This is a genomic window from Bartonella sp. AP331QHHD (genome assembly GCF_042195905.1).
GTDB lineage: Bacteria > Pseudomonadota > Alphaproteobacteria > Rhizobiales > Rhizobiaceae > Bartonella.
In genome coordinates this window covers 96,543-112,475 of sequence record NZ_JBHIPG010000007.1, presented here as the reverse complement: position 1 = coordinate 112,475, position 15,933 = coordinate 96,543, and the positions used below count along the sequence as shown (strand labels likewise).

22 protein-coding genes and 3 pseudogenes are annotated in these 15,933 nt (G+C 35.3%); 1 reads left to right on the top strand and 24 read right to left on the bottom strand.

Translation table 11 applies throughout. From position 1 onward, the window contains the following. Positions 1-13 precede the first annotated feature (13 nt). The 24 genes and pseudogenes from ACFIMS_RS00735 to ACFIMS_RS00620 all read right to left on the bottom strand — a co-directional run bounded on the left by ACFIMS_RS00735 (position 14) and on the right by ACFIMS_RS00620 (position 14,926). Positions 14-715 carry a virB8 family protein gene (locus tag ACFIMS_RS00735; RefSeq protein ID WP_375606007.1) on the bottom strand — a complete coding sequence of 234 codons (702 nt, stop codon included), beginning with the start codon at positions 713-715 and terminating at the stop codon, positions 14-16. Between the two features lie 296 nt (positions 716-1,011). Continuing rightward, positions 1,012-1,833: a type IV secretion system protein gene (locus tag ACFIMS_RS00730; protein ID WP_375681560.1), complete on the bottom strand. Its 822-nt coding sequence runs from the start codon at positions 1,831-1,833 to the stop codon at positions 1,012-1,014. Further along, a complete protein-coding gene (locus ACFIMS_RS00725) occupies positions 1,830-1,973 on the bottom strand; it encodes a TrwH protein (protein WP_375696287.1) in 144 nt (47 codons plus the stop codon). Before ACFIMS_RS00725 ends, ACFIMS_RS00730 begins: the two co-directional genes overlap by 4 nt. Positions 1,974-2,151: 178 nt before the next feature. After that, a pseudogene (locus ACFIMS_RS00720) lies at positions 2,152-2,403 on the bottom strand (type IV secretion system protein); the annotation flags it as partial. A 96-nt stretch (positions 2,404-2,499) separates the two neighbouring features. Further along, positions 2,500-3,888 (bottom strand): type IV secretion system protein, encoded by a 1,389-nt coding sequence (locus ACFIMS_RS00715; protein ID WP_375696286.1) that lies wholly within the window; start codon positions 3,886-3,888, stop codon positions 2,500-2,502. Beyond that, positions 3,885-4,028: a TrwH protein gene (locus tag ACFIMS_RS00710; protein WP_273791747.1), complete on the bottom strand. Its 144-nt coding sequence runs from the start codon at positions 4,026-4,028 to the stop codon at positions 3,885-3,887. The genes ACFIMS_RS00715 and ACFIMS_RS00710 overlap by 4 nt, the downstream gene beginning before the upstream one ends. 242 nt (positions 4,029-4,270) lie before the next feature. Further along, positions 4,271-5,214, bottom strand: a pseudogene (locus tag ACFIMS_RS00705) (type IV secretion system protein). Beyond that, positions 5,191-5,439, bottom strand: a pseudogene (locus ACFIMS_RS00700) (type IV secretion system protein); the annotation flags it as partial. The pseudogenes ACFIMS_RS00705 and ACFIMS_RS00700, both read right to left, overlap by 24 nt. Before the next feature lie 191 nt (positions 5,440-5,630). Next, positions 5,631-6,398, bottom strand: a complete 768-nt coding sequence (locus ACFIMS_RS00695) for a type IV secretion system protein (protein ID WP_375613870.1) — start codon at positions 6,396-6,398, stop codon at positions 5,631-5,633. Then, on the bottom strand, positions 6,395-8,866 hold the full coding sequence (locus ACFIMS_RS00690) for a VirB4 family type IV secretion/conjugal transfer ATPase (RefSeq protein ID WP_375696285.1): 2,472 nt from the start codon (positions 8,864-8,866) through the stop codon (positions 6,395-6,397). The genes ACFIMS_RS00695 and ACFIMS_RS00690 overlap by 4 nt, the downstream gene beginning before the upstream one ends. A gap of 2 nt (positions 8,867-8,868) precedes the next feature. After that, the gene (locus tag ACFIMS_RS00685) at positions 8,869-9,177 is read right to left on the bottom strand and encodes a type IV secretion system protein VirB3 (protein WP_375613868.1); all 309 of its coding nucleotides are present in this window, start codon (positions 9,175-9,177) and stop codon (positions 8,869-8,871) included. A 12-nt stretch (positions 9,178-9,189) separates the two neighbouring features. Beyond that, positions 9,190-9,498, bottom strand: a complete 309-nt coding sequence (locus ACFIMS_RS00680; protein WP_375681252.1) for a conjugal transfer protein — start codon at positions 9,496-9,498, stop codon at positions 9,190-9,192. 125 nt (positions 9,499-9,623) lie between these two features. Next, on the bottom strand, positions 9,624-9,944 hold the full coding sequence (gene trwL, locus ACFIMS_RS00675; protein WP_375681253.1) for a VirB2 family type IV secretion system major pilin TrwL: 321 nt from the start codon (positions 9,942-9,944) through the stop codon (positions 9,624-9,626). Between the two features lie 124 nt (positions 9,945-10,068). Next, positions 10,069-10,392 (bottom strand): VirB2 family type IV secretion system major pilin TrwL, encoded by a 324-nt coding sequence (gene trwL / locus ACFIMS_RS00670; protein WP_375652478.1) that lies wholly within the window; start codon positions 10,390-10,392, stop codon positions 10,069-10,071. Between the two features lie 57 nt (positions 10,393-10,449). Beyond that, entirely contained in the window at positions 10,450-10,767 is a 318-nt protein-coding gene (gene trwL, locus ACFIMS_RS00665; protein WP_375610330.1) for a VirB2 family type IV secretion system major pilin TrwL, read from the bottom strand. 122 nt (positions 10,768-10,889) lie between these two features. Then, positions 10,890-11,210: a VirB2 family type IV secretion system major pilin TrwL gene (gene trwL, locus ACFIMS_RS00660; protein WP_375681254.1), complete on the bottom strand. Its 321-nt coding sequence runs from the start codon at positions 11,208-11,210 to the stop codon at positions 10,890-10,892. 76 nt (positions 11,211-11,286) lie between these two features. Further along, entirely contained in the window at positions 11,287-11,604 is a 318-nt protein-coding gene (trwL, locus tag ACFIMS_RS00655; RefSeq protein ID WP_375681255.1) for a VirB2 family type IV secretion system major pilin TrwL, read from the bottom strand. Positions 11,605-11,680: 76 nt separating this feature from the next. Beyond that, positions 11,681-11,992, bottom strand: coding sequence for a VirB2 family type IV secretion system major pilin TrwL (gene trwL / locus ACFIMS_RS00650; protein ID WP_375681256.1), 312 nt, complete (start codon positions 11,990-11,992; stop codon positions 11,681-11,683). Between the two features lie 76 nt (positions 11,993-12,068). Then, positions 12,069-12,386 (bottom strand): VirB2 family type IV secretion system major pilin TrwL, encoded by a 318-nt coding sequence (trwL, locus tag ACFIMS_RS00645; RefSeq protein ID WP_375621039.1) that lies wholly within the window; start codon positions 12,384-12,386, stop codon positions 12,069-12,071. Positions 12,387-12,518: 132 nt separating this feature from the next. Then, the gene (gene trwL, locus ACFIMS_RS00640; RefSeq protein WP_375621038.1) at positions 12,519-12,839 is read right to left on the bottom strand and encodes a VirB2 family type IV secretion system major pilin TrwL; all 321 of its coding nucleotides are present in this window, start codon (positions 12,837-12,839) and stop codon (positions 12,519-12,521) included. Positions 12,840-12,985: 146 nt separating this feature from the next. Then, a complete protein-coding gene (gene trwL / locus ACFIMS_RS00635; RefSeq protein ID WP_375681257.1) occupies positions 12,986-13,303 on the bottom strand; it encodes a VirB2 family type IV secretion system major pilin TrwL in 318 nt (105 codons plus the stop codon). Then, on the bottom strand, positions 13,266-13,565 hold the full coding sequence (gene korA, locus ACFIMS_RS00630) for a KorA family transcriptional regulator (protein ID WP_375681258.1): 300 nt from the start codon (positions 13,563-13,565) through the stop codon (positions 13,266-13,268). Before korA ends, trwL (ACFIMS_RS00635) begins: the two co-directional genes overlap by 38 nt. Before the next feature lie 117 nt (positions 13,566-13,682). After that, the gene (locus ACFIMS_RS00625) at positions 13,683-14,312 is read right to left on the bottom strand and encodes a TrwN protein (RefSeq protein ID WP_375696284.1); all 630 of its coding nucleotides are present in this window, start codon (positions 14,310-14,312) and stop codon (positions 13,683-13,685) included. Beyond that, entirely contained in the window at positions 14,312-14,926 is a 615-nt protein-coding gene (locus tag ACFIMS_RS00620) for a hypothetical protein (RefSeq protein ID WP_375696283.1), read from the bottom strand. The genes ACFIMS_RS00625 and ACFIMS_RS00620 overlap by 1 nt, the downstream gene beginning before the upstream one ends. 128 nt (positions 14,927-15,054) lie before the next feature. On the opposite strand from ACFIMS_RS00620, the gene ACFIMS_RS00615 reads away from it, so the two are divergent. Then, positions 15,055-15,342 (top strand): H-NS family nucleoid-associated regulatory protein, encoded by a 288-nt coding sequence (locus tag ACFIMS_RS00615; protein ID WP_015857007.1) that lies wholly within the window; start codon positions 15,055-15,057, stop codon positions 15,340-15,342. Positions 15,343-15,933 lie beyond the last annotated feature (591 nt).

Here is a 15,933-nt window from a genome sequence, read left to right as displayed (position 1 = left end):
AACAATCAATTCCTTAATCATTCAACAGTATTTCTGGGTCAGAACGGTAACTTGTTACTTGAAAACCAAGGGGGTTAAGCAATCGATCAGATGATTTCATGGGTGCACCAACATAGGTGTAACCAATTGTTGCAATTTGGTGCTGTTTTGGTCCAGTAGCAGCACCGTTGCTGTCAAGTTGCTGAGTCGTAAAACGTACAGTTGCTTGACCGAGTCCATTAGGCTGGATTGATCGTACTTTAACTGTAATACGTGCTTTGTTGGAAAGCACTTTGTCCCGTGCATTTTCTCCATCATAGATTTTATAATATTCTTGTTGAACAGATGCCGCACTTAAAAGTGCTGTTGTGTCATAGTTCAGTTGAATAGTATCGTAGTCGTAAGTTTCGCGGTTAAGTACATATTGGTTTAGCCAATATCTATCTACAACTTCACCATAGCTTTCTTCGTGTTCACGCATGATTGAGATAACATCAACTGCACCCGTCGTATTATCAACGCGCAATACTAAGGGAGTTGGAGCTGGTTGAGAAAATCCAACAACTCCACATATCATACCGAATAAGCCAAAAAGACCCACAGTACTCGCAACACGCCATGCCGTTCTGCGCGACCTTATAAATTCATTGATAAGATCACGTTCTAAGCCACGGCTTTCTTCATAATAACTTCTAAGTTGTTCGGCTTTCACTGGTTTTGCTTGTTTTGTTTTCATCTGTCTCCTCGCTTGATTTCGGNGTTTTTGTTATCTGATCAATTTTACTGAAAAGTTGCGTGAAAACTGTAAAGTCCATGGAATTCCTCTTTAACGAATTTTCAACTTTTTATCACCTTGAAATATAGATACATGCTAAACGCTTCATTTGCATTTATACATTACCTAAGTATTTTCATTACGATATCTTAGCTTTGATAAAATATTTGTGCCTCTCTTGATTGTTCAGATAGTACTGAACCTTCTACAGTGGCTTTTGTTTTCATGAAAAAAAGTCAATGTTGTAAAGAGTTTTATTAGTTCAATCTTATTGGGGGGATTCTTTTGTTGGCAGAGTTTATAATTTTTTTATACAATAGACGTTTTTGTATATCGATAAGAGTCTTTTCATTGTTGCTTAAATTTCTGACCATTTGTAACTTTGTGTATTCATTTTGGAGCATGGATGACATGCTCTTGATGCGTGTTTGCAACTCGAAAACTTCTCTCAAATTTGTTGTTTTATCTATATCATTTAAGAAATCAGCAATTTGTGTAAAGCGCTTCTCTGCGTCTTGGAAAGCCTGCAAACTTACGGCTTTCTCGACAATTCCATTATAGTTAAGACGTGTATTAATTATATCGTATATCTTCTTCTGCGGCAATGACGAGAAGATGGCCCTGTAATCTTCGCCGTTAACCGCAGTCATAAGGACTTCGATATAACTATACATTTTGAATAGGCTAGAACCCATGTTCTTGTAGTTTTTGTGGGGGGATGGGTAGGGCGGATCTTGTAAAAAATAGTGAATGCTTTTTGTTGTTAAGGTGTGTATTGTGTGTTCTAAGTCTTTTGTTTCACTTTCACTTTCACTTTCTGTTATAGGCTGGTGGATTTTTTTCGCGTTTCCTGTTATAGATTGATGGATTTTTTTCGCGTTTTCGATCTGGCTTTCGTTTGTTGTAATTTGTTGTTTTAATAACTCAATAATTTTCAGATATTCTTCTTTTGAAAAAGGCAAAAGAGTTTGGGCAGTTGAATCCTTATTATCAGAACCCCAACTAAAATTAGATGTTAGAGTTAAATTTATCATCCCCAAAAGGGTAATCATTCCTGTTATAATAAATCGCTTTTTCATCTGTCTTCTCGCTTGATTTCGGCAGGGATTGTTTTATTAATAGGCACGCGGTTCCTATCATTGGGCTGTTTTAGCTTTGGTGCTAATGCACAAGCCGATAAAAGGTTTGCAATCAAAATCACAAGAATGAGCGACTTCATTTTAATATGACTCTTTTTACTGTTATATACATTCTGATATTTATTGTCATTATTCCTATTTTGAACATAAAGTAAAGTGCATGGTGTGTAATTATTTTACTTTTTTATTCCATTTTAATTTATGAAAATAGCTCAATTTCAGTGCAAATATTTTTTACTTTAGGATTGGATATCTTGGTTGATAAAGTCCTGTGGTAAGAGCTATTGAAGTAATAATACTTATTCGCAGGAAACGGTTTACGAATCCGAAGAGAGGCATATCTATAGCGCCACGAATGATGAGCCATCCGTAGATGATGAAAGCGATTGTGAGACCGATTGATACAAAGGGCGTAATTGTAGCTATTGTTTTTGAGGAAATATCCGTGACATATGTTTTTGTTATCTGATCAATTTTACTGAAAAGTTGCGTGAACACTGTAAAATTCACGGAATTCCTCTTTAACGAATTTTCAACTTTTTATCACCTTGAAACATAGATATATGCTAAACGCTTCATTTGCATTTATACATTACCTAAGTGTTTTCACCGTATGCTAGGCATCTCTTTTTTTTCATGGTTAAAAAATTTCATATCAAGTTCGTGTCTTTTCCTTTTGATAAGTGAGTATTCAGCATCACGTAAATGCGCTACCATTTGCATCTTTATAGATTCATTTTGGATCATGACTAATATACCATCGATATGTGCTTGAAGATCAGCAATGTCTTTCAGGTTTTCTTTTATTTGAAGTTCATCAAATAACTGTTTGAGGTATTGAAAACGATTTTCTACATGTTGAAAAGTTTTTAAAGTTACCGCTTTATCTAAAGTCGATACAAATTCTAAACGAGCAAAAATAGACTTGCCTACTTGATCAAAAGTCCCAGAAATTTTGTTTTCTTCCTCCAATGCCTTTTGATATAATTCCCTTGAAAGCTGATTCTTCTTATAGAGAGATTCTGGTTCTTTGAGAAAAAAATTAGAAAGGTCTATTTGCTTTGGGTTTGTTTTCTGATTCTTTGTTATAGCCTGATAGGCTTTTTCTATTTGTGAAAGTTGTTCTTTTTTTAACGCAAGCTGTTTTGTTAAGAGCTCAATAATTTCCCCTTTTTTTAATAGCTTAATAAGCTCCAGATATTCTGCTGGTAGAGCAGGTTGTGGCGATGGAGCAGGTGAATTCTGTTTAGTATCTGATTCCGAAAGAATCTGTGCCCTTAAAAGATTTAGCCGCACGTTACCACCTAAATGATTTCCATCAACATTGCTTGCATGTGCCAGATTTATCATCCCCAAAAGANTTTGGATCATGACTAATATACCATCGATATGTGCTTGAAGATCAGCAATGTCTTTCAGGTTTTCTTTTATTTGAAGTTCATCGAATAACTGTTTGAGGTATTGAAAACGATTTTCTACATGTTCAAAACTTTTCAAATTTACAACTTTATCTAGAACCGATACAGATTGTAAATGCCCAGAAATAGCTTTGCTCATTTGATCAAAAGTCCCAGAAATTTTGTTTTCTTCCTCCAATACCTTTTGATATGATTCCCTTGAAAGCTGCTTCTTCTTATAGAGCGATTCTGGTTCTTTGAGAAAAAAACTAGAAAAGTCTATTTGCTTTGGGTTTGTTTTCTGACTCTTTGTTATAGCCTGATAAGCTTTTTCTGTTTGTGAAAGTTGTTCTTTTTTTAACGCAAGCTGTTTTTTTAAGAGCTCAATAATTTCCTCTTTTTTTAATAGATCAATAAGCTCCAGATATTCTGCTGGTAGAGCAGATTGTGGCGGTGAAGCAGGTGGTAAGTCTACAGTTGGGTCCTTAGGTGGTGTTCGGGATTCGAAAGTTACTACGCTTACACCTGCATTTGCTGGAGCTAGATTCAGTATTCCCCAAAGGGTAATCATTCCTGTTATAATAAATCGCTTTTTCATCTGTCTCCTCGCTTGATTTCGGCAGGGATTGTTTTATTAATAGGCACACGGTTCCTATCATTGGGCTGTTTTAGCTTTGGTGCTAATGCACAAGCCGATAAAAGGTTTGCAATCAAAATCACAAGAATGATCGACTTCATTTTAATATGACTCTTTTTACTGTTATATACATTCTGATATTTGTTGTCATTATTATAATTTTGACACTAAAGTAAAGTGTATAGTTTACGATAATTTATCTTTTCTTAATTTCATTTTTTAATTTATGAAAATAGCTCAATTTCAGTGCAAATATTTTTTACTTTAGGATTGGATATCCTCGTTATTTTGTCATATGGATATTAAGGGCGTCTGTTACGGGAACCATTGCTTTTTATCTCATCTAGTTTTTATGTCTCCATAGATGTCCGAATGTAATGCCTTTTGCGAGAGAATTGGCCATGCTTGATAGTTTGAGTAACAGCATGATGGATATAATAGACAAGATGAGAGCTCCTCCAAACATGTATGCTACATTCTGATTGTAATCGAGTTTCATATCACTCAAATAGTTTGCAAAGATATTCATCATTAGATTAAATACAGTTGCTAAGAGTAGAAAGAGGATTATATAATTCACGACTTGGATTATCCATTGCTCGAAAAGGCGATGAGTTGGTTGCCAGAGCAAAGCAATGATGAAGAATGGTCCCCATCCTACAAGAAGTGTAATAGCGATTTTTGTCAGTAGAACGAGGCCACCACCGATTGCTACGACGAAGCTTGTTGCTAGCAAGATAATGATGCCTAAGAGACTGTAAAGCAGTCCATTGGACTCGAAGAAGACGGTTTCTTGGAAAAGGCGGCCTGCATATTGAAATCCTCCGCCTGCTGTTTTGTCAAGTAAATTCATTAATTGTGTATCATTGAGTGGATTTGTTATGAGCGCTTTTGATAACTCATAGGGCATTTGTGTTATCAAATTGGCAATTTCACTCNATCATCGAGTGGATTTGTTATGAGCGCTTTTGATAACTCATAGGGCATTTGTGTTATTAAATTTGTGATTTCTGGTTGATAAAGTCCTGTGGTAAGAGCTATTGAAGTAATAATACTTATCCGTAGGAAACGGTTTACGAATCCGGAGAGAGGCATATCTATAGCGCCACGAATGATGAGCCATCCGTAGATGATGAAAGCGATTGTGATTCCAATTGAAACAAAGGGTGTAATTGTAACAATTGCTTTTGAGGAAACATCCGTGACATATGTTTTTGTTATCTGATCAATTTTACTGAAAAGTTGTGTGAACACTGTAAAANGATAAAGTCCTGTGGTAAGAGCTATTGAAGTAATAATACTTATCCGTAGGAAACGGTTTACGAATCCGGAGAGAGGCATATCGATAGCGCCCCGGATGATGAGCCAACCATAGATGATGAAAGCGATTGTGATACCGATTGATACAAAGGGTGTAATTGTAACAATTGCTTTTGAGGAAATATCCGTGACATATGTTTTTGTTATCTGATCAATTTTACTGAAAAGTTGCGTGAACACTGTAAAGTCCATGGAATTCCTCTTTAACGAATTTTCAACTTTTTATATGCTTTTTGAGCATTTTTCGTTGAATTTTTTTAAGGATAAAATGAAACTTCGTAGACCTTTTCGATCTATGAGAGAGAATTGAGTATTACGCATTAACTTTTTCTTTTTACGAGCATACAGGAAAAATAATATACAAAATATTGCTACAAAAAGCTTTACCTAATGAATCTTATGGTAGGCATGTTCGTGTTTTTACTATTCAAAATTTTTATGTTATGTTTATCTTTCTGTTGTTTGATAAGTGTATGTTCAGCATTGCGTAAATGTGTAACCATTTGTAGTTTTGCTGTTTCATTTTGTAGCATAGCAAGCATTCCAATTATATGTGCTTGTAACTCGGCAATACTTTTTAGATCTTTTGTTGTCGTGATCTCGTTTAATAGTTCTTCAATTTGCTGAAAACGATTGTTTGCTTCTTGAAAAGTTTTTAAACTTACGGCTTTATCAGTGATGGCTGCATATTGGATACGCTTGTTGATAAAACTGCTAGATTCATGGATAGTGACAGGAATTTCTTCTTCTTTTAAAATATTTTCAAGTGATGTAGATAGAGCAGAAGTTTTATTTCTATTGTAGAGATTCTCTGGATTTTTGAGAAAAAAGCTACTGTGATCTGTTTGTACATTTTTAAGTTTTTTAGTGTCGAATTTTTGGCTTCCCGTTATAGACTCGTGTATCTTTTTTACTTCCTCAAGGTGTTTTTTTAGCATATCGAGAAGTTGGGCATCAGGTGGCGCTTTCTTTTGCTGTGGAGTTTTTTTAGACTTTGATGTATTTGAAGATGAACTTCCAAAAAAATTGGGCCACTTCGTTGGAACGGATGCCGATAAATCCGCCGACCCAGCGCCCCAAACCCAAGCCATCGCTGGGTTTGAAACCCCTAAAGTTATTACAACTACTATTGAAATGACCTTTTTTTTCATGTTTCCCTCCTGTCATTTTTTGCGTGCTGTAAGAAAATTGGTAACCATATTGCCGGATCATCACCAACTTCTGCGATAATGCTTTCGGCTAACTCTGCGTTATCAGGCGTTCCTGATAACACTAAGAGCTCGTCACTAAAGTCGTGTTCGATGGTTTTTCCATCGCGTGTTAGATGGAATTTACCAAGATTCAGTTCTGCAAGCGCAGATTGATCACCCTGCTTAATGAGGAATTGGCGACTAAACTCACCAAGTCCTTTAACGAGTTCAAATTCGGCATCTGTTAGTTTAAAGCCTTTTGTATAATCTTCATAATTTGCTTTGGGATTGGCTAGAAAAATGTAAGTTGCACACTGTTGAATAAGTGTTTTGGCAATATTACTTTCCAAGGCATCGCTAGGCTCTTGTGTTGCATAAACAAAAATACCATTTTGTTTACGGATGGTCTTTTGTTTATTTTTGGCTAAATCTTCAAAGTACGGATCTTGCAAAGGCTTCCAAAACTCGTCAAAGATATACATAAACCGCTGTCCGCTAATCATGCCTTCTGTGCGGTAAAGCAAATACATCATCACTGGAGTGCGAGTTTCAAAATTATCTAAGAATTCCGTGATATCAAAGCCGTAAATTTGATGTGTTGAGAGATCAAGAGCATCATGGGGATTATCAAACAACCACCCATAATCACCACCTTCACACCATTTTAGTAAGCGAGCATGAACAGATGGGTGAGCATTATAATCACTTAAACGTGGATTTGGTAAAAATTGTACTAGAAAGGACAAACGACGGAGTGATCGGTCAATGTTAGCACTCATAACAGACATAACTGCTTTGTTAATTTCTTCTTCGTCGTGATGCGTGACTTCACCACCAGCTTCTGCCAATTTTTTAACAAATTGTTTCAGAAAAATAAGATTTTCTTGTGTGGGTGGGAGTTGGAAAGGATTGAAACCACTTTTTCTGCCTGGCTTGAATGTTAAATATTTTCCACCCATCGCCCGAATGGCAATTTCCATGCCACGATCTTTATCAAAAACAACAGTTGTCGGCTTAAATTTTTGTGCTTGTGCTAACAAAAAGCCGAGTAACACGGTTTTACCGGAACCAGATTGTCCGATAAGTGCGGTATTACCAAGTAAACGTTTATCTGTCGAGTCCTCTTCAAGTTTGGAGGCATGAAAGTTGAAATAAAGCGGTGTTTTACTGGTTGTTTTAAGAATTGTGACGGCTGGTCCCCATGGGTTGCCAGTGGGTTTTCCTGACATAAAATTATGAAAAGATGAAAATGACAAAAAGTTCAATGATGTAATCGGAGCAGGACGTGGTCTCCATTTCCAATTGCCAGGAAGTTGTGCCCAATAGCCAGCCTCTATCGCTAAGTCTACAGGTTTGGGCAGTACCGCAACGTCTAGTAATGCTGCACTTGCTTTGGCCATATGGTCGCGAACTTGTTGAATTGTATCACCATAGATCGTCAATGTGCAGTGATGTTCTCCCATGACAAAATGCCCACTGATAAGCTGGTTTAGTGCTTCGTCAATTTGTTCAATTTGGCTCGTTGCCACATCTCGTGCATCAATAAGATTACGCTGATGCCGTTGTAAATAGTCTTTAGCAGCATGTCGGGAGAGCACTGAAAAGCTCTGCGTCAATACGAACTCGAAGTCACTTTCCAACAAAACATTTAATTGTCCTGGTTTGGTTGTTGCATCATATTCTTTAATTTCAAGCATTCCAAATCGACGCATTCCACTGGTTGTTCGCAGTTCACCAAGAGCGCCCCATTTTGAGAAAAAAGGTCGATTGACAGACATATAGTCAGCAAAACGGTTATGGCAAATTGGCATAGGGCGATATTCACCATTGACAAGCATTCCAAGGAATTCAAGAGCAGAAGAATAAGCATGCCCATTTTTTTCATAAGCACCAAGAAGTTCTGCACCGTAATGGTTTAAAGATTGGCCTAAAGTACGATTGATGTCATTGAGTTCTTTGATACATGTGTCTTGTCGCATCTTTTTTTGATCAAGCGTTTCACGTTCATGTTTAGAAAAGAACGACATAATTTTATCCGCTATCGGTTGAAAAATGACAGTCAGATATAAATCATTGACCATCAAATTATAACCAGTAAAGCTTTGTCGATATTTTTCATCAAGTTGATAGCAAAACATTTGATCAAATGTTGAATCAGGATATTCATAAACACGGCGGCGCACAATATGCGTCCAAAATGATAAATTGGCTGATGCAAGACCCCGTAGAGTATTGTTAAGCTCTTTTATCCATTGAAAAATATCTTCTTCTGAAGCGCTTTGATGCGAACGCCCATCAATTTTCCAAATTGACAAATATTCCGCATTTTTAGTAGAAATAATCGTATCTGTAATATGATGTGAATAAGGCAGAAACAGGCTTACAGGTGTCTCTGATGCAAGGCGTTTGCTGCTTTCAACAGCTGTCATGTTTATCTCCTTTTACTATAATCAGAGGGACTATAACTTGATGCGCCCCAAAAACCTTTGTTGCGATTGCGAAATTTAGTATCGATCCATAACCACCAGATACGAAACGCCTTATCATCGTTTTTAGTAATTTGCACCATAATAAACCATAATGGAGGTGCTATAATCCACAAAAAGATACTTACTGTCATAGCAATAACAGCAACCCCCATAACCATAACGATAAATGGCATCATGGGGACACCCCATATCGTTGGAACACGTGTTGCTCCCTTGAATAGGGGGAATTCTTTTTTTTCTTGCGATTTCATGGAATGTTCTCGTCACTGGAGGTGAAATAATATGTGGCTAATATAAAAAGCTGCACCAGCAATAATGACACTGAATGCCCATCGCATAAATGTAGCTCTTGCGATAATGCGAAATATATAAATAAGCAAAAGTAATAAAAGAATGATAGCAGCAACGATAGGAATAATTATACTTAATCCATATTGCATCCCTATGAAAACATCTAAACTCTTTGTTTCCGTCTGAGCATATGCAGATTGAGTTATTAATAACATAATCAAAGTTATAAAAATAGCACTAATCTTACATATTTTTGATTGAAGCGTATTTAATTTTTTCATATCTTTTATCCCCTTTTAATTAAAGTTACTATAAATAATATTCCTTTTTTCGTAGTATGAGCGATATTATTACTGGTACAAATCTATAATCAACGAACATTAAAAACATTACGTATTATACTAATTTATGCTTGATCTGTAAATAGCAGTTTAGCAAGTTGGGTTGCCGAGCCAGCAATGACAACGCCGATTGCCCACCGTACAAATGTATCTTTTCCTATATAGCGGCCTGCGTAACCAATTGCTAAGCACAAAAGTATCACGGCAGCAGCAACAGGAATAATGTGATCAATAAGATCTTTTTTTAGAGCAGTCAGAGCTTTTTCAGCAGGAGCTAATTGCGCATTTGCATATGCAGACTGTGTTATAAAAAATGTAATTATAGCTGTAGAAATTACTATGATTCTGTTGTTATTTTGTGTTTGGACATTAATTAATTTTCGCATATTTTGCTTTCATTAAATTTTCATGAATATTTTATATTTTTTAACATAAACAAATTACTATCTTTATATGTTACAATTAGCAAATATAAACTCTTAATTTAAAAACATTATGTATTATAAAGACTCACACTTGCCCCTTGAATAACAGGCTCGCAAGTTGGGTTGCTGAGCCAGCGACGACAACGCCGATTGCCCATCGTATAAATGTATCTTTTCCGATGTAGCGTCCAGCATAACCAATTGCTAAGCATAAAAGTATAACAGCAGCAGCGACAGGAATAATATTAGTATTAAGATCTTTTTGGAGTTCTTCTAAAGCTTTTTTTGCAGGAGCTAAACCGTTTGCTTGGGCCCATACGGGATGTATCATAAAAAATATAGTTATAGCTGCAGAAAGTGTGATGATTTTGTTATTGTTCTTTGATTGGAAGCTAATTAATTTTCGCATATTTCTCTCATTGAAGGTTATAGATAACATTTTGTATCATAGTTACTATCTTTAGTTTTAACTAACTGTACCTGTGAATAACAGCTTCGCAAGTTGGGTTGCTGATCCAGCGATGATAACACCGATTGCCCATCGTATAAATGTATCTCTTTCAATGTAACGTCCTGCGTAACCAATTGCTAAGCATAAAAGTATAACGGCAGCAGCAACAGGAATAATATTGGTAATAAGGTCTGTTTGTAGAGCTGTTAAAGCGTCTTTAGCATTCTTTATTTCTGCATATGCGGGATACGTTATAAAAAACGCAGCTATAGTCGCAGAAATTACAATGATTCTGTTGTTATTTTTTGATTGAAGGTTGATTAGTTTTTGCATATTTTACTCTTATTAAAGTTTCATGAATGCTTTGTATTTCTATCATAAATGGAATAGAATTTTGCCATATTAATAATTATTAGATACAATTTTATCTTAAAAACATTTTGTATTATACTTATTCACACAACACCTGTAAATAGCATTTTAGCAAGTTGGGTTGCTGATCCAGCAATGATAACACCGATTGCCCATCGTATAAATGTATCCTTTTCGATGTAGCGCCCTGCATAGAGAATGGCTAAGCATAAAAGTATAACAGCAGCAGCAATAGGGATAATGTTTCCAATGAGGTCGTTCTGTAAAGCCTCCAAAGCAGTTTTTGCATTTGCTAATTTTACTTGAGCATATACAGAATTGCTCATAAAAAATATAATTAAAGTTGCAGAAATTTTAATATTTCTATTTCTAACTATTGTTTGAAGGGTATTTGGTTGTCTCATATTGTTTGTCTCAATTTAGATTTCTCTTTAGAATAAAAAGATATTTTATACTGAATGACTTTAATATTCATTCTCATTACGCGCCTGTGAATAACATATTTGCAAGTTGGGTTGCTGAACCAGCGATAACAACACCGATTGCCCATCGTACGAATGTATCTTTTCCGATGTAGCGTCCTGCATAAGCAATTGCTAAGCACAAAAGTATCACGGCAGCAGCAAGAGGGATAATCGCTTTCAAGTCTGTTTGGAGAGCAGTTAAAGCTTTGTTGGCAGGATCTAAAACTACTGCTTGGGCTAACACAGGATTGGCCATAAAAAATACAGTTAAAGCTGCAGAGGTTTTAGTAGCTTTATTCCAGATTATTGTTTGAAGAGTTTTTGATTGTTTCATATTGTTTGTCTCAATTTAGATTTTTCTTTAGAATAAAAAGATATTTTATACTGCATGACTTTAATAGTCATTCTCATTACGCGCCTTTGAATAACATATTTGCAAGTTCAACTGCTGAACCAGCGATAACGACCCCGATTGCCCACCGTACGAATGTATCTTTTCCGATGTAGCGTCCAGCATAAGCAATTGCTAAGCACAAAAGTATCACGGCAGCAGCAATAGGGATAAGCAACTTTAAGTCATCACGGAGTTTTTCTAAAGCACTTTTTGCAGTTGTTAATTGTTGAGCATACACAGGATTGGCCATAAAAAATACAGTTAAAGCTGCAGAAGTTTTAGTAGCTTTATTCCGAATTATTGTTTGAAGAGTTTTTGATTTTTTCATATTGTTTATCTCAATTTAGATTTCTCTTTAGGATAAAAAGATATTTTATACAGCATGACTTTTATAGTCATTTTTATTACGCGCTTTTGAATAACATATTTGCAAGTTCAGCTGCTGAACCCGCGATAACGACACCAATTGCCCACCGTACGAATGTATCTTTTCCGATGTAGCGCCCTGCATAACCAATTGCTAAGCACAAAAGTATCACGGCAGCAGCAATGGGGATAATCGTTTTTAAGTCTGTTTGGAGTGCAGTTAAAGCGTTATTTGCAGGTTGTAGAACTACTGCTTGGGCTAAAACAGGATTGGCCATAAAAAATACAGTTAAAGCTGCAGAGGTTTTAGTAGCTTTATTCCAAATTATTGTTTGAAGAGTTTTTAATTGTTTCATATTGCTTATTCCAATTTAGATTACAGTTGGTATAAATAATCTCTTTTTTTGATATAGTTTGTTATTTCACTAAATAAAATACAGAAATCTAAGTTTTTTATAATAGATACACTTAGTGTTTAATAAGATTTATCAGGGGTTTTTAAATAACAAATTAGCAAGTTCAGTTGCTGAACCAGCGATAACGACACCAATTGCCCATCGTACGAATGTATCTCTTCCGATATAGCGCCCTGCATAAGCAATCGCTAAGCACAGAAGTATCACGGCTGCAGCAATAGGAATAATTTCTTTCAAGTCTTTTTGGAGCGCGTTTAAAGCTGTATCTGCGTTTTTCAAACCTTTTGCTGCTTGAGCCCATACGGGATTGTTCATAAAAAATACAGTTAAAACTGCAGAGGTTGCGGTAATTTTATTATTATCATTCAATTGAAAATTGATTAATTTTTTCATATTGTTCAACCTTATCAAATTGTATTTGGCGCAAGTATTTTTTCCATGAAATAAGGGATAATTTCATTGAATTGATGTGGAATAAAAGTATTAAAGTCTAAAATTCTTTTTTCATGAAAGAAGCATTTCATGTTTCAAAAGATTTATTAGTTGGGTTTAAATAATAAACTAGCAAGTTCAGTTGCTGAACCAGCGATAACAACACCGATTGCCCACCGTACAAATGTGTCTTTTCCGATATAGCGCCCTGCATAACCAATTGCTAAGCACAAAAGTATTACGGCAGCAGCGATAGGGATAATCGTTTTTAAATCTGTTTGAAGCAGTCCTAAAGCTTTTTTTGCAGGCTCTAAACCCGCTGCTTGGGTGGATACAGGAGCGGTCATAAAAAATACAGTTAAAGCTGCAGAAAATGCAGCAATTTTATTACGAGCTGTTGTGTGAAGAATATTTAATTGTTTCATGTTCTTTATCCTGATTAAGATTAAAACTCCCACAAATGACCCCTCTTTCATGAAGAAATTTAAAGAGATATTTTGGATCAGCCCAAGTTCTTAGTTTTCCTCTTTGTGTAAGTAATGTATATTTATTTGGCTTTCCGGTGATTGGATCATCGGAAATAAACGTGAAATACCATTCCCTTTCTGAAAGCATCACGACTGTAATCTCACGTGCTGCTTTTTGACTAAATGCTATATCAACGCTGCTTTGTTCTATCATTTTCATTATCTTTGCCCTCAATTAGAAGAGATTTTGTTCAATCTTACTAATTAGAGCTTTAACATTTTCTTATCTACCTTTCATTATAATATCCTATCAAATTTCTGGAGTTTCGTGAAAATATCAGTCATCACTCAGCGATCTTCTCGATGAAGAAAAATCTTCAGCTGAAAAAGCATCGTGGGCGCTACTTTCTTTATGTGTAAATGCATCTTCCTCTCCTTTTGAAGAGAGAGGAAGAGAATCTACTTTAGTTGTCTGTTCTGGTTCTTCTTTTTTAAGCTTTATAGGCTCCTGCAAGCCTTCATTTCCTCGTACAGCAGCTTTTACTCCAACATATGAAGTAACTTTTTGCATACGGGTGTGGCTTGAGTTTTCTGTATTGTAAAAATTCAGCATAGACTGCAAAGTCGCTTTTTCAAAGATGCACTTTGATGTTGTTTGTTGATAGCAGTAAGTTAAAGCGCTTTGTACAGCTGTAATATTTCCGCAAAAATCAAACGCATCAAAAAGAGAAAACAATTTCATATTTCCAACATCAATTTGCCCTAAAATTATGTTAAAATTATGTTCATTCTGTTCAGCTGTTGCGATTGTTTCCTTAAGCTGAGATGATTGATAGAACAAGTTATCTTTATCATCTGTTACATAGACATTGTCCCGCGTTTCTTGTTCGGCAACAACTGAAAATGTCATGGGGGGCATATTGGATATGTATGCAGCAGCAAAAAATGTGAAATCTGGAACAATCATTAGCAATACACCTTATTATGAAGAATTTTATTAATACAAATGCTAATTCTGTGTTGTGCTTTTTCTCGTTGTCTTTTGATTTTATAAATTTGCAGAATGAGATTGTTTAGCTTAGAATATTCCTTGTGATTATTGCTTTGTTCTCTTCTAAGAAGATTTCTAATATATGCAAATATCCAACCAACAAGATAAAAGTGTTGAATAAAATAGAGCATATTACGCCAACCAATATTATTCGAATCACGAAGAAAGGCGCTGCTTTTAAAAAATAATAATCTTTGATACTGTATTGAAGCTGCTTGTTTTATATAATCCTCTAGTTGCAAAAATCTTTTCAAAAAAAATTTATACGAAGTAAAAAGCCGTTGTGTATGAGGGGAGGTTTTCTTGTCATAATGAACTACACTATCATTATACAGAGAGGGCTTGTTCTTTGTTGCGTATTGCCATAACTTATAGAGTGACGATTTATATTTACTTTTGACTACTGATTCATAAGATTCAGAGAGGTGTGATGGCGCTTGAGCACTGCATTTAGTAGTTTCAGAAATTGAACTGAAAAAAGATGCAGTGGTGGTAACTGATATACCAATAAACAGCTCTTTGTGGTCCAAAGCACATCTCCGTCAAAGTGATATATGTATCGTAATTTTAATTTCGATAATAAATAGACAGAAATTGTCTATAATTGTGTTTAAAATATGGCAAGAAAAGATTCTTTTTTGCAAGGGGAGTAATTAAGGTGAATGATCTCAAAAATATGAATTTTGATGAGCTACAAGAGATGCGTACACAAATCGATGTGGAATTAAAAAAACGGCAAGCAAAGGAAAAGCAAAATGCGCGACGAAAAATTCTTGAAATTGCTAATGCCCATGGAATTGATATCGCTGATCTTGTGAGCAAAGAGCGCCATTATAGAAATCCCAATAACCAATGGGAATTATGGAATGGGCGTGGACGTAGACCTAAGTGGATTAAAGAGTGGTTGGAGAATGGGTATACACTTGATGAACTCGAAGTAACGTAACACGTGTGCGATCTTTACAAGATAAGGGAATACCAAGGAATGTAAATGCAAGAAGTATGCTCTTTTGGGTAATTTAATTGTATAAATATACTGAACGAATATATTAAAGTATTGAGTTACCAAATACAATGATAGGGAGCGTGAACAATTTATTTAAATGCAAAAGGTCTTGTTGTCATAATCTGGCAAGCATAATGATGATGCCAGATTGGAATATTGTAATTGCTTTTGGCATGTGAGAGAGGGGGGATATTTTACTTCTTTTTATCGTTTCATTAACGTTGCTCTTTTTAGTCTATGTAAATAAAGAGTTTTATTGATTATTTACAAAAATGGTCGAAATGAGAATAATTTATTGCATAGGGATTTTAACTCAATATGTAAAATGATAATTTTATCAATTAATATGTTAATAAATTAGTATACTTATATTTTTGAAATACTGTTCTGTAGAACAAGCCTGATGTTATAGATTTTGTTTGGGCTTTTTTCTGTAAGATTATATATGAGGCATTTACTTTATTTATCGTTAGTTGAGATGAGTGAGTGTGTAGAAAATGGAAAATTTCTATGGCTGTTATGGGGTTTATA